General features: G+C 66.7%; 21 protein-coding genes. 13 read left to right on the top strand and 8 right to left on the bottom strand.

What is annotated here, in order from left to right; translation table 11 throughout:
• Positions 1-167: 167 nt before the first annotated feature.
• Positions 168-1337 (top strand): type III PLP-dependent enzyme, encoded by a 1170-nt coding sequence (locus ACJASC_RS06520; protein ID WP_415144558.1) that lies wholly within the window; start codon positions 168-170, stop codon positions 1335-1337.
• 81 nt (positions 1338-1418) lie between these two features.
• Here ACJASC_RS06520 and ACJASC_RS06525 read toward each other — a convergent pair whose 3' ends face one another.
• Entirely contained in the window at positions 1419-2423 is a 1005-nt protein-coding gene (locus tag ACJASC_RS06525; protein ID WP_021693243.1) for an LLM class flavin-dependent oxidoreductase, read from the bottom strand.
• A gap of 184 nt (positions 2424-2607) precedes the next feature.
• Between ACJASC_RS06525 and ACJASC_RS06530 the strand changes: the two genes are divergently transcribed.
• The 3 genes from ACJASC_RS06530 (at position 2608) to ACJASC_RS06540 (ending at position 6008) form a co-directional block, all read left to right on the top strand.
• Positions 2608-3879: a DUF3422 family protein gene (locus tag ACJASC_RS06530; protein ID WP_415144560.1), complete on the top strand. Its 1272-nt coding sequence runs from the start codon at positions 2608-2610 to the stop codon at positions 3877-3879.
• 72 nt (positions 3880-3951) lie between these two features.
• A complete protein-coding gene (locus tag ACJASC_RS06535) occupies positions 3952-4755 on the top strand; it encodes a glycosyl transferase (RefSeq protein WP_415144562.1) in 804 nt (267 codons plus the stop codon).
• A gap of 89 nt (positions 4756-4844) precedes the next feature.
• On the top strand, positions 4845-6008 hold the full coding sequence (locus ACJASC_RS06540) for a M20 aminoacylase family protein (protein WP_415144564.1): 1164 nt from the start codon (positions 4845-4847) through the stop codon (positions 6006-6008).
• Positions 6009-6010: 2 nt separating this feature from the next.
• Here ACJASC_RS06540 and ACJASC_RS06545 read toward each other — a convergent pair whose 3' ends face one another.
• Genes ACJASC_RS06545 through moaA form a run of 4 tightly spaced genes read right to left on the bottom strand, consistent with a single transcriptional unit; the run spans position 6011 to position 9919 of the window.
• Positions 6011-6625 (bottom strand): glycosyltransferase family 29 protein, encoded by a 615-nt coding sequence (locus ACJASC_RS06545; protein ID WP_415144566.1) that lies wholly within the window; start codon positions 6623-6625, stop codon positions 6011-6013.
• Complete coding sequence (locus tag ACJASC_RS06550) at positions 6622-7611, bottom strand: polysaccharide pyruvyl transferase family protein (protein ID WP_415144568.1); 990 nt, start codon at positions 7609-7611, stop codon at positions 6622-6624. Before ACJASC_RS06550 ends, ACJASC_RS06545 begins: the two co-directional genes overlap by 4 nt.
• A complete protein-coding gene (locus tag ACJASC_RS06555; RefSeq protein ID WP_415144570.1) occupies positions 7608-8894 on the bottom strand; it encodes a 3-deoxy-D-manno-octulosonic acid transferase in 1287 nt (428 codons plus the stop codon). Before ACJASC_RS06555 ends, ACJASC_RS06550 begins: the two co-directional genes overlap by 4 nt.
• Positions 8891-9919, bottom strand: a complete 1029-nt coding sequence (gene moaA / locus ACJASC_RS06560) for a GTP 3',8-cyclase MoaA (protein WP_415144572.1) — start codon at positions 9917-9919, stop codon at positions 8891-8893. Before moaA ends, ACJASC_RS06555 begins: the two co-directional genes overlap by 4 nt.
• Positions 9920-10034: 115 nt before the next feature.
• Here moaA and ACJASC_RS06565 point away from each other — a divergent pair, with 115 nt between their 5' ends.
• Complete coding sequence (locus ACJASC_RS06565; RefSeq protein WP_415144574.1) at positions 10035-10511, top strand: D-galactarate dehydratase; 477 nt, start codon at positions 10035-10037, stop codon at positions 10509-10511.
• Positions 10512-10573: 62 nt separating this feature from the next.
• On the opposite strand, the gene glmS is transcribed toward ACJASC_RS06565, so the two are convergent.
• Together glmS and glmU are read right to left on the bottom strand one after the other, a co-directional pair.
• Positions 10574-12394 (bottom strand): glutamine--fructose-6-phosphate transaminase (isomerizing), encoded by a 1821-nt coding sequence (gene glmS, locus ACJASC_RS06570; protein WP_415144576.1) that lies wholly within the window; start codon positions 12392-12394, stop codon positions 10574-10576.
• 1 nt (position 12395) lies between these two features.
• Positions 12396-13748 carry a bifunctional UDP-N-acetylglucosamine diphosphorylase/glucosamine-1-phosphate N-acetyltransferase GlmU gene (gene glmU / locus ACJASC_RS06575; protein ID WP_415144578.1) on the bottom strand — a complete coding sequence of 451 codons (1353 nt, stop codon included), beginning with the start codon at positions 13746-13748 and terminating at the stop codon, positions 12396-12398.
• A gap of 114 nt (positions 13749-13862) precedes the next feature.
• Here glmU and ACJASC_RS06580 point away from each other — a divergent pair, with 114 nt between their 5' ends.
• Positions 13863-14522 (top strand): HAD-IA family hydrolase, encoded by a 660-nt coding sequence (locus ACJASC_RS06580; protein WP_415144580.1) that lies wholly within the window; start codon positions 13863-13865, stop codon positions 14520-14522.
• Positions 14523-14643: 121 nt separating this feature from the next.
• Here the strand turns inward: ACJASC_RS06580 and ACJASC_RS06585 are convergent, their stop codons facing one another.
• Positions 14644-15111: a CreA family protein gene (locus tag ACJASC_RS06585; protein ID WP_415144582.1), complete on the bottom strand. Its 468-nt coding sequence runs from the start codon at positions 15109-15111 to the stop codon at positions 14644-14646.
• A gap of 94 nt (positions 15112-15205) precedes the next feature.
• On the opposite strand from ACJASC_RS06585, the gene ACJASC_RS06590 reads away from it, so the two are divergent.
• The 7 genes from ACJASC_RS06590 to nuoE all read left to right on the top strand — a co-directional run bounded on the left by ACJASC_RS06590 (position 15206) and on the right by nuoE (position 20067).
• Entirely contained in the window at positions 15206-15619 is a 414-nt protein-coding gene (locus tag ACJASC_RS06590) for a DUF1622 domain-containing protein (RefSeq protein ID WP_045319778.1), read from the top strand.
• A 113-nt stretch (positions 15620-15732) separates the two neighbouring features.
• A complete protein-coding gene (locus tag ACJASC_RS06595; RefSeq protein WP_017927374.1) occupies positions 15733-16098 on the top strand; it encodes an NADH-quinone oxidoreductase subunit A in 366 nt (121 codons plus the stop codon).
• Positions 16098-16622, top strand: a complete 525-nt coding sequence (locus ACJASC_RS06600) for a NuoB/complex I 20 kDa subunit family protein (protein WP_045319773.1) — start codon at positions 16098-16100, stop codon at positions 16620-16622. Before ACJASC_RS06595 ends, ACJASC_RS06600 begins: the two co-directional genes overlap by 1 nt.
• 53 nt (positions 16623-16675) lie before the next feature.
• Entirely contained in the window at positions 16676-17293 is a 618-nt protein-coding gene (locus tag ACJASC_RS06605) for an NADH-quinone oxidoreductase subunit C (protein WP_415144585.1), read from the top strand.
• A gap of 3 nt (positions 17294-17296) precedes the next feature.
• Complete coding sequence (locus ACJASC_RS06610) at positions 17297-18523, top strand: NADH-quinone oxidoreductase subunit D (protein ID WP_415144587.1); 1227 nt, start codon at positions 17297-17299, stop codon at positions 18521-18523.
• An 82-nt stretch (positions 18524-18605) separates the two neighbouring features.
• Complete coding sequence (locus ACJASC_RS06615) at positions 18606-18935, top strand: hypothetical protein (RefSeq protein WP_415144589.1); 330 nt, start codon at positions 18606-18608, stop codon at positions 18933-18935.
• Positions 18936-19008: 73 nt separating this feature from the next.
• On the top strand, positions 19009-20067 hold the full coding sequence (nuoE, locus tag ACJASC_RS06620) for an NADH-quinone oxidoreductase subunit NuoE (protein ID WP_021693261.1): 1059 nt from the start codon (positions 19009-19011) through the stop codon (positions 20065-20067).
• Positions 20068-20219: the final 152 nt, after the last annotated feature.

Genomic DNA, 20219 nt, shown 5'->3' on the forward strand with positions numbered 1-20219 from the left:
CAAATGCCCCCTCAAGACGCCAACGCACGCGCCTCTGGCCACGCCTGGACGCAAGTCTCCGATCCGGAGGCCTACGCACAGACCAGCACGCGTTTATGCAGCGACGGTAACGTCTCCCTTGGAACCGCCGGCCTCACGGGGCCCCCGTCTGTCTATCGGAGATGCACATGACTGCATATTACGCGGGCGCCAGCGCCCCCTCTTTCGCCGTCGCCAACCGCCTGGAGGCCTATGCCGCCACCGCCGAGTTCGACCGGCCGACTCTGGTCATCGACGTGGACCGCGTGGAAACCCAGTTCGAGGCGCTCAAGGCCGGTCTCGGTCGCGCCGACATCCATTATGCCGTGAAGGCCAACCCGCATCCCGCGATCATCGAGCGCCTCGTGCGGCTCGGCTCGCATTTCGATGCGGCCTCGCGCGGTGAGATCGAGCTGTGCCTGTCCCAAGGCGCGCGCCCTGAGCATGTCTCCTTCGGCAACACCATCAAGCGCGTCTCCGACATCGCCTTCGCCTACAATGCGGGCATCCGCATGTTCGCGGTCGATGCCGAGGAAGAGCTGGAGAAGATCGCCGAGCATGCTCCAGGCGCGCAGGTCTATGTCCGCCTGATCGTCGAGACCTCCTCGGCTGACTGGCCGCTGACCCGCAAGTTCGGCTGCGACCGCGACACCGCTCTGAAGCTGCTCGACCGCGCGACCGAACTGGGCCTCGAGCCGCTGGGCTTCTCGTTCCATGTCGGGTCGCAGACCCGTCATGCCGAAATGTGGGTCCCGGTGCTCGACGAGCTGTCGCGCATCTGGACCGCCGCGCAGGAGGCGGGCCACCGGCTGCAGCTTCTCAACATCGGCGGCGGTTTCCCGGCCTTCTACGGCGAGGAGATCCAGGCCCCGACCGATTACGCCGCCGCCGTGATGGAGCTGGTCGAGGCCCGTTTTCCGGGTGCCGAGCGGGTGATGGCCGAGCCGGGCCGCGGCATGGTCGCCGAAGCCGGCGTCATCGCCTGTGAAGTGATGCTCACCTCGCGCAAGTCGGACCGCGACATGCACCGCTGGGTCTATCTCTCGATCGGCCGCTTCTCGGGGCTGGCCGAAACCGAGGGCGAGGCGATCCGCTACCAGTTCGTGACCCCGCATGACGGCGAAGCCACCGGCCCGTGTATCCTTGCCGGTCCGTCCTGCGACAGTGCCGATGTGCTCTATGAAAAGCGGCCGATGAACCTGCCGCTCAACCTCAAATCCGGCGACCGGGTGCTGATCCGCAACACCGGGGCCTACACCTCGACCTATTCCTCGGTCTGCTTCAACGGCTTCCCGCCGCTGGATGTCGTGATCCTCTGAAGGATACCGGGCGGCCTCGCGCCGCCCGGCTGACGACCCCCGGGGCTGCATTCCCACACGAGGTCACCGCCCGTCATGGCTTCAGGTCATGGTGGGCGTTTTCATGTCCGACAGGATCTGCGCACCGATCTCGAAGCTGCGCTTGCGGGCCCCGGGCTCAAACATCATGCCGGTGAGCATCAGCTCGTCGGGCTGGTAGCGGTCGATCATCTCGCGCAACTGGCGGCGCACCGTGTCGGGGCTGCCGGTGGCCGAAACCGACAGCGCGGCTTCGGCGCCCGCGATGGCGGAGGCGGGCACGTGATCGGCGACATTCTCGACTGGGCGGGACAGGCGGCCCGGCGTGCCGGTGCGCAGACGTGCGAATGACAGGATCTGCGAAGAACGATGATACCGCGCCTCTTCGTCCGTGTCGGCGGCATGCAGCCCGGCCGCCATCATGAAATGGGGCTTGTCCAGCCGCTCCGAAGGGCGGAACCCCTCGCGATAGGCCTCGATGGCGGGCTCCAGCATCTGCGGCGCGAAATGCGAGGCGAAGGCATAGGGAAGGCCGAGATAGGCCGCAAGCTGCGCGCCGAAGGTCGAGGAGCCCAGAATCCAGACCGGCAGGTGCGATCCCATGCCGGGCACAGCTCGGACCGGGCCGCGCCCTTCGTCGTCATCGAGATAGCCCATCAGCTCCACCACATCCTGCGGGAAGGCGTCGGCCGACTGGTGGTAGCGCCTGAGCGCCTGCGCCGTCGCCCCGTCGGTGCCCGGCGCGCGCCCAAGCCCGAGATCGATCCGGCCGGGATGCAGCGCGTCGAGCGTGCCGAACTGTTCGGCCACGACCAGCGGCGCGTGATTGGGCAGCATGATGCCGCCCGCGCCCACGCGAATGGTCGAGGTGGCCTGTGCCACGTGTCCGATCACCACCGCGGTGGCGGCCGAAGCGATGCCGGGCATATTGTGATGCTCGGCCAGCCAGTAGCGGTGATAGCCCAAGGCTTCGGCATGGCGGGCAAGATCGGCAGCATGGGCAAGTGCCTGTGCCGGGGTCTCGTCCTCGGTCACCGGGGCGAGATCGAGTAGGGAAAAGTTCTGCATGTCGTGCTCCTGCGTCGGCAACCGATATGGGGCGCAGGGATGCGAGCGAAAAGCACCCCTGCTGCACAACTTGGGCGCGGTATGCGAACGCATGCCCTAAAGCCCTGTGACTGCGACCTTTTCAGCGGTTTACAGGGGGGGCGCCGCCGGTCATCCTCCCGCGACGTCAACCACCGGAGCCGCCATGACCCTTGCCGATCACCCGCTGCGCCAGGAACTGGCTAACGAGCTGCATGCACGGCCTTTCCCGAGCCTCGTGGCGCCGGGGCAGGCGGCGTTTTTGGCCATAGGTCCGACCGAGGGCGCGCCGCGTGATCTCGAGGCCGAGCGCGCGCATCTACTGGCGCTGCTCGATTGGTTCGGCGCGGCGCATCCGCAACCCGGCGCGACGCATTGGTCGGGCCAGATCGGGCGGCACCGGCTGAAATGGGAGAGCCACACCGAGTTTTCCACCTACATGATCCTGAGCGACGGCCCCTCCGAGCCGCCCTTCCGCGAGGGGCTCGCCGGGTTTCCGGCCGACTGGCTCGCCGCCGCGCCGGGCCAGCGGCTGACCTCGGCGCTGATCCGGGTAGAGCTGGCAGCAGGCGAGGACGAGATCGCGCGGCGCGCGGAATCTTGGTTCGTGGCCGAAAGCATGGCCCTGAGCCGGGTGCTCGACGACCAGCTCATCGTCGCGGGCGATTTTCGCATCGATGCGGCGGGGCACATGCGCTTTGCCGTCTTTGCCCGTCCCGGCACCGGTGAGCGGCGGATCGGCCGGGTGGTGCAACGCCTGTGCGAGATTGAGACCTACAAGACCATGGCGATGCTGGGCCTCGCGCAGGCCCGCGCCATGGGGCCGCGCATCGGCGCGCTTGAATCCCGCCTGTCGGATCTCGTCACCGAAATGGCCGCCGGGCCGGGCGATCCGGCCGCGACCCTCGCCGTGCTTCTGGAGGTGTCGGCGGAACTGGAGAAGCTGCGCGCTCAATCCGGCTTTCGCTCCGGCGCGACGCGGGCCTACGAGACGCTGGTGAACCAGCGCATCGGCGTGTTGCGCGAGGCGCGGTTCGGCGGACGGCAGACCTTCAAGGAATTCATGATGCGACGCTTCGATCCGGCGATGCGGACGGTCGAATCGACCGACCGCCGGCTTGCCGCCATGTCCGAGCGCGCGGCGCGGGCGGGCGACCTGCTGCGCACCCGGGTCGATGTGGAGCGGTCGGCCCAGAATCAGGAACTGCTGTCGTCAATGGATCGCCGCGCCGACGCGCAGCTTCGGCTGCAGCACACGGTCGAGGGGCTCAGCGTCGTGGCGATCAGCTATTACGCGGTCAGCCTTGCCACGTATCTGCTCGCGCCACTGGCCTATCCGATGGGCATCGACAAGACGGCCCTGACAGCGGCGCTGGTGCTGCCGGTGGTGGCGCTGGTCTGGCTGATGCTGCAACGCATTCGAAAGCGGCTGCATTAGGCCGCCCCGCTGGCGGCTGGTCGCCCGCCGCGCCACGCGCTAGACAGGCCGCGGATGCGAAAGGAACGGGCGATGATCAAGCAGGTGATCTGCATCAACTGGGGCACGAAATACGGCGCGTCCTTCATCAACCGGCTCTACGGCATGGTGGCGCGCAACATCACGCCGCCCTTCAGCTTCACCTGTTTCACCGACAACTGCGACGGCATCCGCCCTGAGGTGGATTGTCAGGACCTGCCGCCGATCGACGTGGAGATGCCGAAGAACTCCAAGGGCATCTGGCCCAAGTCGCGGCTCTGGGGGCCGAGGTTGGGAGATCTGACCGGGCCGGTGCTGTTCATGGATCTCGATCTGGTCGTCACCGGATCGCTCGACGACTTCTTCAGCCATGGCGATGCGGATGACGTGATCCTGTCGCGCAACCCCAACACGCCGCTCGAAAAGCTGGGCCAGACCTCGGTGTTCCGTTTTCCGGTAGGCAAGCTGCTACCACTGCAGGAGCGGTTCCGCGCCGATCCGCAGGGCATCGCCGACGAGTTCCGCTTCGAGCAGCGTTTCGTGACCCGCAACGCGCCGGGCGGAGCGAAGCTCTTTCCCAAGGCATGGGTCCGGCATTTCCGCATGCATTGCCGCAGGCCGTTTCCGCTCAACTACCTTGCCGCGCCAAAGCTGCCCGATGACGCCCGCATCGTGATCTTTCCGGGTGGGCTGCATCCGACCCATGCGATCGAGGGTCATTATCCGCCCTATGCACCCGAAAGCGCGGGCGCGCATCTGCGCGGGCTGTTCACAAAAAACCGGCACGACAAGCCGTTGCGCTATCTGCGCCATTACATCCGTCCCACGCCATGGGTGGAGGAGCACTGGCGTCCCTGACGGCGCGGCAGGCGGGCACCGTCTTGCGCCCGGCCACGCATGGGCGCAGTCTCGCATCGCTGCCGAGATTCCGCTCCGAAGGACGCCCCATGTCGATCAAGAACCGTTTCGCCGAACTCCTCCCCGAGATCACCGAGTGGCGGCGCGACCTGCACGAGAACCCCGAGATCCTCTACGAGACGCACCGCACCTCCGGTGTCGTGGCCGAAAAGCTGCGCGCCTTCGGTTGCGACGATGTGGTCGAGGGGCTGGGCCGCACCGGCGTGGTCGGGGTGATCCGTGGCAAACAGACCGCCTCGGGCAAGGTGATCGGCCTGCGCGCAGATATGGATGCGCTGCCAATTCATGAACAGACCGGCAAGCCCTATGCCTCCAAGATCTCCGGCGCGATGCATGCCTGCGGCCATGACGGCCACACCGCGATGCTGCTGGGGGCGGCAAAATACCTTTCCGAGACGCGTAATTTCGACGGCACGGTCGTCGTGATCTTCCAGCCCGCCGAGGAGGGAGGCGGCGGTGGCCGCGAGATGTGCGAAGACGGGCTGATGGAGCGCTTCGGCATCCAGGAGGTCTATGGCATGCACAACTGGCCCGGCATTCCGTTGGGGCGGTTCGCGATCCGGCCCGGCGCGTTCTTCGCCTCGACCGACCAGTTCGAGATCACCGTCGAAGGCCGTGGCGGCCACGCGGCCAAACCGCATGAGACGGTGGATTCCACGCTGGTCGCGTCGCATGTCGTTCTCGCCCTGCAGTCGATCGCCAGTCGCAACGCCGACCCGACCGAGCAGATCGTGGTCTCCGTCACCTCCTTCGAGACCTCGTCCAAAGCCTTCAACGTGATCGCCCAGCGGGTGCAGATGAAGGGCACCGTGCGCACCATGTCGCCGGAACTGCGTAAGCTGGGGCAGGAGCGGCTGACCGCCATCGCCGAGACCACGGCGCGGGCCTACGGCGCCGAGGCCAAGGTCAACTACATCAAGGGCTACCCGGTGATGATCAACCATGAGGCTGAGACCGATTTCGCGATACAAGTGGCGCGCGAGGTTTCGGGCGATTGCGCCGAGGCGCCGCTTGTCATGGGGGGAGAGGATTTCGCCTACATGCTCGAAGAACGCCCCGGTGCCTATATCCTCGTCGGCAACGGCGACACGGCTTCGGTGCACCATCCCGAGTACGACTTCTCCGACGACGCGATCCCGGCGGGTTGTTCGTGGTGGGCGGGCATCGTCGAGCGCCGGATGCCGGCGGCCTGACCTCAGGTCAGTGAAAAGCGCGGGTCGGTGGCCATAAGTCCTGCGACCCGGTCGTGCTCTGCTGCAAAGTCATGCGGCACATCAGTGGCGGCGCGACCACCCGACAGCGATTTCGACGCAAAGAAATCGAACCCGTAGAGCCTCGCCGAAGCGAGATCCGAGCGCGTGAGCAGATCGATAGCGAGCATGCCTGTGGTGGGTCGTGCCCCCAGATCATGATGCAGGATCGCCGCATGGGCCGCAGGTAGCAGCGCGAAGCCCGGGATGCAGGCCACCCGCCATGGCAGGCGCTTTCGCTTGGGCGTCATCCACAGGAGCAGTTCGGGCGCCAGAGCCGAAATCACGGGGGCGGGCACCGCGATCGACATGGCAAGCCAATCGGTGCGGCGTCCGTGCGAGACCGGGCTCGGCATTGGTGCGGTGTTGAGCCTTATGACGATCTCGGCGGCGTCGATCTCTGTGCCCTGCGCCTTGTCTGTCAGCGAGCGCGCATTGCCGACCAGAGCCACGTGGCGACCCGCGAGCCGGGACAAGAGGTCCGGCTCGGGCAGACCAAGCTGCGACAATCGAGCTTCGTCGCCGCGCCGCTTGGCGATCTCGAAGGCGATCCTGTTCATGGCTCCCTCCGGGCAAGTGCCGCGATATCTGCGAACAGCGCCTCGGCTTGGCGCTGAGCCCGCTCTCGGAAGCTTCGGATCGCATCCAGTTCCCCGGTGCTGAACGGGGCCGCTTCGGGAGGGTGGGCCAGTGCCTCGGCCCCGAGCAGCCGCGCCTGTCCAAGCCCGGCATCCGCCAGCAGCCGTTCGATCTTCGACGCGTTGGAGCCCAGCGCCAGAAACGGCGTCTCGGTCAGCATCGACAGGCACACCGCATGGAACCGCCCCGTGATATGCAGGTCGGCGCGGGCGATCCGGTCGAGATAGGCGGCCTCGTCGCCGGGCATGTCCAGTGGCGGCAGTCCAAGCCCGCCGAACCAAGCCGCCGCCAGCGCGGCACGGGTCGGGGCGAACCGCCAGAGCCGGCCGCCCAGCGTCTTGGTCGGCACCAGCCTTGCGTCGCGATACCGTCGCGCGGCGCGGCCCAGCACCCGGCGCGGGCCGGGCTTCACGCTGTCGCCGATGATGACGCCCCGGCGCGGACCGGGCGTGATCTCGGCAGGGGCGGAGAGCGACAGGTCGGGTAGCCAGCGTACCTCAGCCCTCGTGGTATGAGCCATGTCCTCGGCGCTGACGTTGTCTCGTGCGGCGATCAGGTCGAACTTGGCCAGAGGCTTCGACCATTCCTCCGGGTTGTCCTGCCAGAGCGCGTTGACGAGCGCGAGCGGTGTGTCTGCGCGCGCCGCATGCTGCGCCACGGCAAGGAGCCGCGCCCCCGCCGGGCGGCCATGATGCAGCGTGCCTTCGCCATTGACGACAATGACGTCCGCGGCGCGCATAGCGCTCAGGAGCCCGTCATCCCCGGCCCAGTCGTGCCGCGCCGGGCTGCGGGCGGTGATGGTGAGCCCGTGACGTTCCAATCCCGCCACCAGCAGCCGCATCACCCGCGAACAGCCATGATGGTAACGCGAAGAGGTGTCGTTGAGGATCACGGCGCGCAGGGTCATGGCGCTGTCTCGGGTATCGCGCGTTCAGGCGCAAGCCTCGCTCCGATCAGCCCGCGCAACGCGGCCAGCGTGCGGGGTCGGGCCTGTCCGCGATCCGCCATGACCTGCGCCGCCGCCGCACCCATCAGCGCAAGTTCTTCCGAGTCGATCAGGTCGCCCACCGCCGCGCCGAGCGACGATGCCTCCGGCACCGCGCGCGCGGCCCCTGCCGCGTCGAGCGTGGCGTGGGCCTGCGCGGCGTTGGACACGCGCGGGCCGTGCAACAGTGCCACGCCCAGCACGGCTGCCTCCCAAGGGTTGTGACCGCCCTGCGGACCAAGGGAGCCCCCCAAGAACACCAGCGGCACCAGACGATAGACCAGCCCGGTTTCGCCAAGTCGGTCGACGAGCCAGACCTCGGCCCGACCGGGCATGCCGCCTCGGGCAAATGTCAGCCCCGCCTCTGCCAAGGACTTCGCTACCGCCTCGGCCCGATCGGGGTGGCGCGGCGCGAGGATCAGCCGCAGCCCGGGATGCCGCACCCTCGCCGCCAGGTGCGCCGCGATTACCGCGGCCTCGTCCTCGGCATGGGTCGATACGGCGGCCCAGAGCGGCGCGCCCTCGAACTCGGAGCGCAGATCCGCAAGGCGCTGCGGGTCGGCGGGGAGGGGGGCTGCGGCGGATTTCAGATCGCCGGGGACGAGCACGCGGTCGGCGAGCACGCCGAGGCTCGTGATCTCGGACCGCACCGCGTCGGTCTGCGCCGTCACGAGGTCAAAGCACGACAACAGCGCCGCGCTGAGCCTGGGGGCACGGCTGCGCGAGCGCGAGGGGCGGGCGTTGAGCAATGCGAGCGGGACATGGCGCCTTGAGGCTTCGGCCAGAAGGCGGGGCCAGAGATCACCCTCGACGAAACAGGCCAGATCGGGACGCCAGTGATCGAGGAAGCGCCGCACCGCGCGGGCCGTATCGAGCGGCTGGTATTGATGGAGCGCCTCCTCGATCTGTCGCGCCCGCGATCCGCCCGTGGTCGTGGTGGTGGTGACAAGAACGCGATGCCCTTCGGTCATCAGGTCACGCGCCAGATCCGCGATCGAGGCTACTTCGCCGACCGACGCCGCGTTGATCCAGACAAGAATGCCTTCGGGCCGCTCGATCGTGGCGCGGCCCAGGCGTTCGCCAAGACGGGCGGGGGCAGAGTTCTGAGCGCGATGCACACGGCGTGCGAGGGTGATTTCGGCGATGCGGGGCAGCGCCCGAGATCCGCCGAGCCAGAGCCGGAGCGCCCAAGGGGCGTCGCTCATCCCCCGGTGTGGCTCATGTGACGGCTGACCCGGCCCGAGACCTCCTGCCGGTCATAATCGAAATCATGCCCCTTGGGCTTGAGCGCGATCGCGGCGCGGATTGCGCGCTCCAGCCCCGCGTCGCCTTCGCTGGCGCGCAGTGGCCCACGCAGGTCCGAATGACCCTCCTGCCCGAGACAGGTGTAGATCTCGCCGGTGCAGGTGACACGCACCCGGTTGCAGCTTTCGCAGAAATTATGGCTCATCGGGGTGATGAAGCCCACGCGCTGGCGTGTCTCGCCAAGCATGACATAGCGCGCGGGGCCACCGGTGCGGTCTGGCAGATCGTGCAGTGAATAGCGCTCGCCCAGCACGTCGCGCAACTCGCGCAGGTTCCAGTACTGGCCGATTCGGTCCTCGTTGCCGATGTCGCCCATCGGCATGACCTCGATGAACGTCAGGTCCATGCCGCGCGCGGCGCAGAACTCGGTCAGGGTAAACAGCTCGTCCTCGTTGAAGCCCTTGAGCGCCACCGTGTTGATCTTGACCTTGAGCCCGGCGGCCAGCGCCGCGTCGATGCCATCAAGCACCTGCGGCAGGCGGCCCCAGCGGGTGACGCGGGCGAACTTGTCCTCGTCAAGCGTGTCGAGCGAAACGTTGATCCGACGCACTCCTGCCGCGAAAAGCTCCTCGGCATACTTGCCGAGTTGGCTGCCATTGGTGGTCAGCGTCAGCTCCTTGAGCGCGCCGCTCTCGAGATGCCGCGTCATGGCCCTGAAAAATTCCATGATGTTGCGCCGCACCAAGGGCTCGCCCCCGGTGATGCGCAGTTTTTCGACGCCAAGTCGGATGAAGGCCGAGCAGAGCCGGTCCAACTCCTCGAGCGTCAGCAGCTCCTTCTTGGGGAGGAACTGCATCTTTTCCGACATGCAGTAGACGCAGCGAAAGTCGCAGCGATCCGTGACCGAGACCCGCAGGTAGCGGATCGCCCGTGCAAAGGGGTCGATCAGAGGGGCTGCGGGGGGCGGAACGGGTGCGATTGTCATGGCCGCAAGGTAGGTGCGAGGGGGGGCGTTGGCAAGCAAACTGCAGGTGATCGCGCTTGTGCGCGCCCTTGTCCGGACGGAAGGTGCCGCTATCCTTGCGAGCATGAAACGCCTCATGCTCCCCTCCGCCCTTACCGCGCTCGGCCTTCTGGCCGGCTGCGCCGAGCTGCAACCCGCCAGTGCTCCGGTCGAAGCACCGGCTGCCGCCGCACCGACGCCCGCCCCGCAGCCGGTGGCGCAGCCCGCACCGCCGCCGCCCTCGGGTGCGGCCAGCGCCGAGGCGCTCGACACCACCACGCCCGAACAGCGCGACGCCGCCACCGCGGCACCCGAACCCGTGGGCGAGCAAAGGCTCGGCACGACCGTCGCATCGCTGGGGTCTCCCGCCGATCCGGGGTTGTGGATCGAGACGCCGCTGGTGAGCAGCGTGGCCCAAGGCCGGGTCGAGGCCGCGAACGGCAAATCGGTGAAGCTGGAACTGCGGCCCTCGGGCGGGGCATCCGGGTCCGGCAGCGAGATCAGCCTGCCCGCGATGCGCCTTCTCGAAGTGCCGTTGACCGATCTGCCGGAGCTGACGGTCTATCGCGGCTGAGAGGGCGGCGTCGGAGTCTCGCAACTTGCAGAAAAAGGGGGCCTTGCGCCCCCTTTTTCATGTCACTCGACGGTGACGGATTTGGCGAGGTTACGGGGCTGGTCGACATCGGTGCCCTTGGCCACCGCCGTATGATAGGCGAGCAGTTGCGCGGGGACTGCGTAGAGGATCGGCGCCCAGAGCGGGTCGATCTCGGGCAGGGTGATCACTTCCCATGCCCCTTCTCCAGCGATCCGCGCGCCCTTGCTGTCGGTGATCAGCAGAACCTTTCCACCACGTGCCATCACTTCCTGCATGTTCGACACGGTCTTGTCGAACAGCTCGTCATGCGGCGCCATGACGATCACTGGCACATGCTCGTCCACCAGTGCGATGGGGCCATGCTTGAGCTCGCCTGAGGCATAAGCTTCGGCGTGGATGTAGCTGATTTCCTTGAGCTTCAGCGCGCCTTCAAGGGCAAGGGGATACATCCGCCCCCGGCCCAGAAACAGGATGTCGCGTGCCTCCGCGAGACCGCGCGCGACGCGCTGGCATTCGGCCTCGATGGTGAGGCCCTGATGGATCAGGCCGGGCAACTCGCGCAGGCCCTGCACATGGGCGGCCAAGGTCGCGTCATCGAGTGTGCCGCGCTGCCGTGCCGCCTCGAGCGCCAGCGCGCCGAGCACCAGCAGCTGGCAGGTAAAGGCCTTGGTCGAAGCCACGCCGATCTCGGCGCCGGCGAGGATCGGCAGCGCGAGATCGCTGTCACGCGCGATCGAGCTTTCGGTAACGTTCACCACCGACAGGATGCTGGAGGCCTTGCCCTTGGCATAGCGCAGCGCCGCCAACGTGTCGGCGGTTTCGCCCGACTGGCTGACGAAAAGCGCCGCCGTGCGCGCCGGGACCGGGGGCTCGCGGTAGCGATACTCCGAGGCAACGTCGATCTCGACGGGCAGGCGCGCGACCTGTTCGAACCAGTATTTCGCGACATTGCAGGCGTAGAAGGCCGTGCCGCAGGCCACTAGCGTCAGCCGGTCGATGGCAGTGAAATCGATGCCAGGCTCCGGCAGGGTGATCGCGTCCTCTGGCGTCAGGTAGTGCTTCAGCGCCTCGGCCAGCACGCGCGGCTGCTCGGCGATCTCCTTGGCCATGAAGTGCTTGTGTCCGGCCTTATCGACCTGCGCGGCCGCCTGCGCGATGCGCTTTTCGGCGCGCGACACCTCGCGGCCCTCGGCGTCGAAGATCATAACGCCGGCGCGGGTCACCTCGGCGCGGTCACCCTCGTCAAGATAGGTGATCCGGTCGGTCAGGTTGCCAAGCGCGATCGCGTCCGAGCCGACGAACATCTCGCCCTCGCCATGGCCGATGGCCAGCGGGCTGCCCTTGCGCGCGGCGATGAGCAGGTCGGGCTCTTCCTCGAACAGGAAGCACAGCGCATAGGCGCCTTCCAGCCGCGCGATCGTGGCGGCGGCCGCCTCGCGCGGCGGCATGCCGCGATCGAGATGCAGTTGGCAGATCAGCGCCACGGTCTCGGTGTCGGTGTCGGTGCGGGTGCCGATGCCTTCGGCGGCCAACTCCGTGCGCAGCTCGCGGAAGTTCTCGATGATGCCATTGTGAACCACGGCGACGCGCGCGCCGGCATGGGGATGGGCATTGGCCTCGGTCGGCGCACCATGGGTGGCCCAGCGGGTGTGGCCGATGCCCGAAAGACCGCGCAGCGGCTCATGCACCAGTCGGTCCGAGAGGTTCACTAGCTTGCCCACCGCGCGGCGGCGGTCGAGACGGCCCTCGCTTACCGTGGCGATGCCAGCGCTGTCATAGCCGCGATATTCGAGCCGTCCCAGCGCTTCGACGAGAAGCGGCGCAGCCTCGTGTGTTCCTAATACGCCTACGATTCCGCACATCTCAGTTGTCCTTAGTCTTGGCGGCCTTGGCGGCGCGCAGCTTGTCGAAGAAACGGGTCGCGAAGCCCGGCTTGTTGGTCTGTTTCCCACGCCCCACGGCCATGTCGCCCGACGGGACGTTATGCGTCACCACCGTGCCGGTTGCGGTCATGGCGTTGTCGCCAAGCGTTACCGGCGCCACCAGCATGGTGTTCGAGCCGATGAAAACATCACGCCCCACGGTGGTGCGATGTTTGAACACGCCGTCGTAATTGCAGGTGATGGTGCCCGCGCCGACATTGGTGCCCGCGCCGATATCGGCATCGCCCAGATATGTCAGGTGGTTGACCTTGGCCCCGGTGCCGATCTGCGCGTTCTTGATCTCGACGAAGTTACCGACATGCACGTCTTCGGCCAGCTCGGCACCGGGGCGAAGCCGGGCGAAGGGGCCGACAATGGCCCCGCGCGAGACGTGACAGCCCTCCAGATGTGAAAAGGCGCGGATCCTTGCGCCGCTCTCCACCGTCACGCCGGGGCCGAACACCACGTTGGGTTCGATCACCGTGTCGCGGCCCACCACCGTATCGCGGGCGAAGGTCACGGTCTCGGGTGCGAGCAGGGTCACCCCGTCCTCCATCGCCTCGGCGCGAACGCGCCTTTGAAACGCGGCCTCGGCGGCGGCCAGCTCGGCGCGGGTGTTGATGCCGAGCGTTTCGGCCTCGTCGCAGCGCACGACCTCCGCGCTCAGCCCGGCGTCGCGGGCGAGGCCGACGATGTCCGTGAGGTAGTATTCCGCAGAGGCGTTGTCGTTGGTCACGCGGTCCAGAAGGGTGAACAGCGTCTCGCAATCGGCTGCGATCACGCCGGAATTGCATAGGGTGACGCTGCGTGTGGCTTCATCGGCATCCTTGAACTCAACGATCCGCTCAAGGCTGTCGCCCGTTGTCACCAATCGGCCATAGCGGCCCGGATCGGCAGCCTCGAAGCCCAGAACGACGACATCGGCGCGGGCGCGTGCGGCCAGCATCGCCTCGAGCGTGTCGGGCCGGATGAAGGGGGTGTCGCCATAGAGCACGATCGCGTCGCCCGAGAAGCCGTCGAGCGCCGGGCGGGCTTGTTGCACGGCGTGGCCGGTGCCCTCCTGCGTCGCCTGCCGGACCGTGACGATGCCCTCGTCATACGCCGTCGCCGCGCGTTCCACCGCTTCGGCGCCGTGCCCCGCAACGACGATCATACGCTCAGGTTCGAGCGCCATGCCCACCGCCATCGCATGATGCAAAAGCGGCGACTGGCCGATTTCGTGCAGGACCTTCGGCAGGTCCGAATTCATCCGCGTGCCCCGGCCTGCGGCCAGGACGATCAATGCCGTGCCCATTGCTGCCCCTCTTGTTGCTTGATCTGACTTCTACTAGCCGCATCTAGAGGCACAAGCCCGACCGCCCGCTGGCGGCATCACTTCCCGCTTCGCTTCGTTACAGGAGAACCGCCCATGCGCGCCGTGATCTTCGACCTCGACGGTACCTTGGCCGAGACCAGCGGCGATCTAATCGCCGCAGCCAACCGCTGTTTCAGGGATATCGGGCTTGGGGCGCTGCTCGACCCGCAAGAGGACGCGGCCACGGCCATGCATGGTGCGCGCGCCATGCTGCGCCTCGGGCTGAGCCGGGTGGGGGAGGTTGATGAGGCGGAGGTCGATCGGCAATACCCGCGCTTACTTGCCTATTATGAAGAAGAAATCGACCGGCATTCGACGCTGTTCCCCGGCGCGATGAAGGCGATCGCCGAGTTGAAGCGGCTTGGCCATCCGGTGGCCATTTGTACCAACAAGCCCGAGGCGTTGGCCGAAAAGCTGCTTTCGCGTCTCGGCGTGCGGGAGCATTTCGTGTGTCTGATCGGGGCGGACACACTTAGGATGCGCAAGCCCGATCCCGAATGCCTGCGCGAGACAGTGCGCCGGGCAGGGGGCGATCCGGCCTATTGCGTGTTGGTGGGCGACACCGAGACCGACAGGATCACCGCGCGGGCGGCGGGCGTGCCGTCGATCCTCGTGCGGTTCGGTCCCAACGGACATCGCACGGCCGATCTGCACCCCGAAGCGCTGATCGGCCATTATGACGAACTGGTGGCGGCGGTGCAGGCGTTGGGCTGACCGCCCCCCAGCCCGCCCATGTCGAGCACTCAAGCCAATGGGCAAGGTGTGCCACTCAGTCCTGACAACTGTGCGACTTTTCACTGCAAATACTCTGCGGCCCGCAGAGATCAACGTATCCTTATTGCGCTGCGCCGGTATCGTAGAGTGGAATCGTCGAGAGGGACATCTTGGCCGAGCCTTGCGTCAGTTCGCTGCCATGGGCGAGGTAGATCAGCACTTGGTTCTGCTCATCGTAGATCCGGGTGATCCGGAGCGATTTGAGGATGATCGAACGGCTTTCGCGGAACACGGATTCGCCATCGCGCGAGCGGTCGATGTTGCCCAGGGCGATCGGGCCGGTCTGACGACAATCGATCGAGGCGTTGGACGGGTCCTCGAACCAGTTGCCTTGGCTCAGACGGTCGATCACCGACCGCTCGAAATAGGCGATGTGGCAGGTCACCCCTTCGACTTTGGGGTCGGGAATCGCCTCGACGAGGACGTCGTTGCCGACCCAGTCGACCCCGACCTTGCCGACGACTTCGGCATGCAAGGTGGCAGGTAAGAGGGCGAGAGCGAGCGCGGCAAGGCGGAGGGGATGTGTCATGCGCCGCCAACGCGCTCGTGCCTCGAGGGTTCCCACCGGTTGACCTGTGGCCCGAACGGCCCAGATGAAGGCCCCGACGCAACAGGAGGCCATGATGGGATCGATCTGGGAATTCGGGGCGGAAGCCGGCGTTCTGCACGAGCATCTCGGCTGGCTGGTCGGGGGGCTCGAATGGGTCGCGGCGCTGATCGATCTTTTCGCCATCGCGTTGCTTCTGGTCGGGGCTCTGCGCTTCATCGCGGGTGTGGTGCATGCCGAGACGCGCCGCAATGCCAAGGCGCGCGTGCGCGGCACCAATACCGAGCGGATCGAACTGGGGCGCTACATCCTTGCCGGGCTCGAACTCTTCATCGTGTCGGACATCATCCATACGGCCCTCAGCCTCGCATTCGCCGATCTGGTGTTCCTTGGCCTTCTGGTTGTCATCCGCTCGCTGATCTCGTTCTTCCTCGACCGTGAGCTCGAACAGGTGAAGCATGAGTTGCGCGAGGATCCGGTCGGAGATTGACGCCGTTGCGCGCATCCGACGCATCCCGAGGGTCTCTGGCTCGGTTGACCCTTCCCTGACCGGGGTTTATGGATCGCGCAACGACCGACAGCTCCCGCGTGAAAGGACCCGACGTGGAACTGCTTCTTGCGGAATACCTTCCGATCCTGATCTTTCTCGGCCTTGCCATCGCGCTGGGCGCAATCCTGATCTTGGCGGCCGTCGTGCTTGCCGTGCGCAGGCCCGATCCCGAGAAGGTCTCGGCCTATGAATGCGGCTTCAACGCCTTCGACGATGCGCGGATGAAGTTCGACGTCCGGTTCTACCTCGTGTCGATCCTGTTCATCATCTTCGACCTCGAAGTGGCGTTCCTCTTTCCGTGGGCCGTGGCCTTCGGCGAGGTGTCGATGATGGCCTTCTGGTCGATGATGGTGTTCCTCGGCGTGCTGACCATCGGTTTCGCCTACGAATGGAAGAAGGGAGCTCTCGAATGGGAGTGATGACCGGCGCCAACACCGCGGGGGCCGACCGCGAGGTCGCCACGCAGAACCTTAACCGCGAACTGAGCGACAAGGGCTTTCTCGTCACCTCGACCGCGGATATGATCAACTGGGCGCGCACCGGCAGCCTGCACTGGATGACTTTCGGTCTGGCCTGCTGCGCCGTGGAGATGATGCACTCCTCGATGCCGCGCTACGACCTTGAGCGGTTCGGCACCGCGCCGCGCGCCTCTCCGCGCCAGTCCGACCTGATGATCGTCGCCGGCACGCTGACCAACAAGATGGCGCCGGCGCTGCGCAAGGTTTACGACCAGATGCCCGAGCCGCGCTATGTGATCTCGATGGGCTCCTGCGCCAATGGCGGCGGCTACTACCACTACAGCTACTCGGTGGTGCGCGGCTGCGACCGGATCGTGCCCGTGGACGTCTATGTCCCGGGCTGCCCGCCGACCGCCGAGGCGCTGCTCTACGGAATCCTGCAGCTCCAGCGCAAGATCCGCCGCACCGGCACGATCGTCCGCTGAGGCACCGGCGGGCCGGACCGGACCGCCAAGACATCTTTTTCGGGGGAATCGCCATGAGCGAGGCACTGAACGACCTGGGCGCGCATCTCGAAGCCAAGCGCCCCGACTGCGTGACCGGCTGGGAGATCGCCTTCGGCGAACTCACCGTCACCGTCACGCCCGAGGCGATCCCCGGCTTCGTCGAGCTTCTCAAGACCGATCCGACCTGCCGTTTCTCGACTTTGATCGACATCACCGCGGTCGACTACCCGGGCCGCGACAAGCGCTTCGACGTGGTCTACCACTTCCTGTCGATGTACCAGAACCACCGCATCCGCATCCGTGCCGAGGTCCGCGAGGACGAGATGGTGCCCTCGATCATCGAGCTCCACCCCTCGTCCAACTGGTTCGAGCGCGAGGTGTTCGACATGTTCGGCATCATCTTCACCGGCCATCCGGACCTGCGCCGCATTCTCACCGATTACGGCTTCCGCGGCTTTCCGCTGCGCAAGGACTTCCCGACCACGGGCTATACCGAGGTGCGCTTCGACGAGGTGCAGAAGCGGGTGGTCTACGAGCCCGTGAAGCTCGTGCAGGAATACCGGCAGTTCGATTTCATGAGCCCCTGGGAAGGGGCGCAATACGTGCTTCCCGGCGACGACAAGGCCGGCGACGCGGGCGCGAAGGGGTAAGTCATGGACGGCTCGACCATCAACGCCAAGGGCTTCGAGGATACGAAGACCGGCGAGCAGAAGATCCGCAACTTCAACATCAACTTCGGACCGCAGCATCCGGCGGCGCACGGCGTGCTGCGTCTCGTGCTCGAGCTCGACGGCGAGATCGTCGAGCGCTGCGATCCGCATATCGGCTTGCTGCATCGTGGCACCGAAAAGCTGATGGAAAGCCGCACCTACCTGCAGAACCTGCCCTATTTCGATCGCCTCGATTACGTGGCGCCGATGAATCAGGAGCATGCCTGGTGCCTCGCTATCGAGCGTCTTACCGGCACCCCGGTGCCGCGCCGCGCTTCGCTGATCCGGGTGCTCTTCTCCGAAATCGGCCGCATCCTGTCGCACCTGCTGAACGTCACCACACAGGCGATGGACGTCGGCGCGCTTACCCCGCCGCTTTGGGGCTTTGAGCAGCGCGAAAAGCTCATGGTGTTCTACGAGCGGGCCTCGGGCGCGCGTCTGCACGCGGCCTATTTCCGGCCCGGCGGCGTGCATCAGGACCTGCCCCCCGATCTGATCGAGGACATCGACGCCTGGGCCGAGAGCTTCCCGGCCTTTCTCGAGGATATCGACGGGCTGCTGACCGAGAATCGCATCTTCAAGCAGCGCAATGCCGATATCGGCGTGGTGAGCGAGCAGGAAATTCAGGACTGGGGTTTCTCCGGCGTCATGGTGCGCGGCTCGGGCCTTGCCTGGGATCTGCGTCGCGCACAGCCCTACGAATGCTATGACGAGTTCGACTTCCAGATCCCGGTCGGCAAGAACGGCGACTGCTACGACCGCTATCTCGTCCGCATGGCCGAGATGCGCGAGAGCACCAAGATCATCCGTCAGGCCTGCGAGAAGCTGCGCGTCGAAAAGGGCGACGTCCTCGCCCGCGGCAAGGTCACGCCGCCGACGCGATCCGACATGAAGACCTCGATGGAAGCGCTTATCCATCACTTCAAGCTCTACACCGAGGGCTTCCACGTGCCCGCGGGCGAAGTCTATGCCGCCGTCGAGGCGCCCAAGGGCGAGTTCGGCGTCTATCTCGTGGCCGACGGGTCGAACAAACCCTACCGCGCCAAGCTGCGCGCGCCGGGCTATCTGCACCTGCAGGCGATGGACCACGTCGCCTCGGGCCACCAGCTTGCGGACGTGGCGGCGATCATCGGCACGATGGACATCGTGTTTGGTGAGGTCGACCGCTGAGGCGGGCAATACGGACAACAGGCCGGTGCCGCGTGCCCCGGTGACACACAAGGCGGGAACGATCGAGATGACGGCGATGCGGATGACGATGGCTCTTGTGGCGCTCGGCGCGCTCGGGGCCTGCACGGCGGGCGCACAGATCGGCGGCGTCGGCGCGCAGGGGCGGGTCGGCAGCTTCGGGGCGACCTCTGTCGCCGCCCGCGCGCCGCAGGCGGCCCCGGCCGACCGGCTGGTCGCTGCGATCGAGGCGCAGGGCTGCGCGATCACCGCGGACAATGTGGGCCAAGTCCTTCTCAGCGCGAACCTGACCCAGCAGCAGCTTCTGGAGCTGGGGCCACAGCTCACTGCTCAGGGCCGTGCCGAGGTCACCGATGACGGCACCATCCGGGTGCTGACCAACAACTGCATCTGAGGGCCCGCGCCCTTCCTGACATGACACGCGCCGCCCGCAGAATGGGGGGCGCCCAGAACACCGGATCGAGCGAATGCTGCGCAGACTTCACCCCGACCAGCCCGAGAGCTTCGCCTTCACCCCGGCCAACCAGGCTTGGGCCGAGGCGCAGATCACGAAGTACCCCGAGGGGCGTCAGGCCAGCGCGATCATCCCGCTGCTGTGGCGTGCCCAGGAGCAGGAAGGCTGGCTCTCGCGTCCCGCGATCGAGGAGGTCGCGAGAATGCTCGATCTTGCCTATATCCGGGCGCTTGAGGTCGCGACCTTCTACTTCATGTTCCAGTTGCAGCCCGTGGGCTCGGTGGCCCACATCCAGGTCTGCGGCACGCTGTCGTGCATGCTGTGCGGCTCCGAGGACCTGATGAAGGTTTGTCAGGAGAAGATTGCCAAGAAGCCGCACGAGATCTCGGCGGATGGCAAGTTCTCGTGGGAGGAGGTCGAGTGCCTCGGCGCCTGCGCCAACGCGCCGATGGCCCAGATCGGCAAGGACTACTACGAGGATCTGACCACCGAACGGCTGTCCGAGATCATCGACGAGATGGCGGCGGGCCGTGTGCCGACCCCGGGTCCGCAGAACGGCCGCTATGCCGCCGAGCCGATCGACAACCTGACCTCGCTCGCCGACGGCGCGCAGGACCGCGATCCGCACAACGCTGCCGTGGCGCTGGCGGTGAAGATCGGTGACACTATCAAGCGGATCGACGGCACCGAGGTGCCGCTGACCACGCCGTGGCAGCGTCAGGACGATCACGTGGCCGAGGGCAAGGCCGATCCTGATGAGCCCACCCCCGCCAAGGGTCGCAGCGCCGACGCGTCCGGCGTGACCGAGCAGGAGGCCCCGGCCTCGAGTGCGGCCAAGCCCGTCTCGGCCGACTTTCCGGCCGATGAACCGCAGGACGCGACGGTCGGCAACGAGGCCCCCGAAGGTGGCAGGCCGATAGCGCCCGATACCGATGCGGATGACAGCACGGAAGACCGTGTCGGCACCGCCGATCCGGCCGCCCCGGGTGGCGTTTACAACGCTCCCAAGACCCAGAAACCGGGCGGCACCGCCGAAAGCGGCAAGACCCCGAAGAAGCCGACCGACACGTGATGGCGACTGCGGCCTCGACAGGCACGCAACGGATGCGCGGACCCGCCCGGTCCGCGCATCCGTTTGATTCGGCGGCGATCCGTCCTAATAAGAAGGGCGGGGCGCATTGCTTGGGCTATTCGGAGGACACGGCATGAACGGCATCGGCGGAA

The sequence above is a fragment of the Limimaricola cinnabarinus genome (assembly GCF_047631075.1).
GTDB classification, from domain to species: domain Bacteria; phylum Pseudomonadota; class Alphaproteobacteria; order Rhodobacterales; family Rhodobacteraceae; genus Limimaricola; species Limimaricola cinnabarinus.

Coding starts and splice junctions, on each gene's coding strand:
- ACJASC_RS06615 (WP_415144589.1), top strand. CDS start 18,606: ATGACGATGGCTCTTGTGGCGCTCGGCGCGCTCGGGGCCTGCACGGCG.
- ACJASC_RS06580 (WP_415144580.1), top strand. CDS start 13,863: ATGCGCGCCGTGATCTTCGACCTCGACGGTACCTTGGCCGAGACCAGC.
- nuoE (WP_021693261.1), top strand. CDS start 19,009: ATGCTGCGCAGACTTCACCCCGACCAGCCCGAGAGCTTCGCCTTCACC.
- ACJASC_RS06590 (WP_045319778.1), top strand. CDS start 15,206: ATGGGATCGATCTGGGAATTCGGGGCGGAAGCCGGCGTTCTGCACGAG.
- ACJASC_RS06565 (WP_415144574.1), top strand. CDS start 10,035: ATGCTCCCCTCCGCCCTTACCGCGCTCGGCCTTCTGGCCGGCTGCGCC.
- glmU (WP_415144578.1), bottom strand. CDS start 13,748: ATGGGCACGGCATTGATCGTCCTGGCCGCAGGCCGGGGCACGCGGATG.
- ACJASC_RS06585 (WP_415144582.1), bottom strand. CDS start 15,111: ATGACACATCCCCTCCGCCTTGCCGCGCTCGCTCTCGCCCTCTTACCT.
- ACJASC_RS06525 (WP_021693243.1), bottom strand. CDS start 2,423: ATGCAGAACTTTTCCCTACTCGATCTCGCCCCGGTGACCGAGGACGAG.
- ACJASC_RS06600 (WP_045319773.1), top strand. CDS start 16,098: ATGACCGGCGCCAACACCGCGGGGGCCGACCGCGAGGTCGCCACGCAG.
- ACJASC_RS06535 (WP_415144562.1), top strand. CDS start 3,952: ATGATCAAGCAGGTGATCTGCATCAACTGGGGCACGAAATACGGCGCG.
- ACJASC_RS06520 (WP_415144558.1), top strand. CDS start 168: ATGACTGCATATTACGCGGGCGCCAGCGCCCCCTCTTTCGCCGTCGCC.
- ACJASC_RS06540 (WP_415144564.1), top strand. CDS start 4,845: ATGTCGATCAAGAACCGTTTCGCCGAACTCCTCCCCGAGATCACCGAG.
- ACJASC_RS06610 (WP_415144587.1), top strand. CDS start 17,297: ATGGACGGCTCGACCATCAACGCCAAGGGCTTCGAGGATACGAAGACC.
- ACJASC_RS06545 (WP_415144566.1), bottom strand. CDS start 6,625: ATGAACAGGATCGCCTTCGAGATCGCCAAGCGGCGCGGCGACGAAGCT.
- ACJASC_RS06550 (WP_415144568.1), bottom strand. CDS start 7,611: ATGACCCTGCGCGCCGTGATCCTCAACGACACCTCTTCGCGTTACCAT.
- moaA (WP_415144572.1), bottom strand. CDS start 9,919: ATGACAATCGCACCCGTTCCGCCCCCCGCAGCCCCTCTGATCGACCCC.
- ACJASC_RS06605 (WP_415144585.1), top strand. CDS start 16,676: ATGAGCGAGGCACTGAACGACCTGGGCGCGCATCTCGAAGCCAAGCGC.
- ACJASC_RS06555 (WP_415144570.1), bottom strand. CDS start 8,894: ATGAGCGACGCCCCTTGGGCGCTCCGGCTCTGGCTCGGCGGATCTCGG.
- ACJASC_RS06530 (WP_415144560.1), top strand. CDS start 2,608: ATGACCCTTGCCGATCACCCGCTGCGCCAGGAACTGGCTAACGAGCTG.
- glmS (WP_415144576.1), bottom strand. CDS start 12,394: ATGTGCGGAATCGTAGGCGTATTAGGAACACACGAGGCTGCGCCGCTT.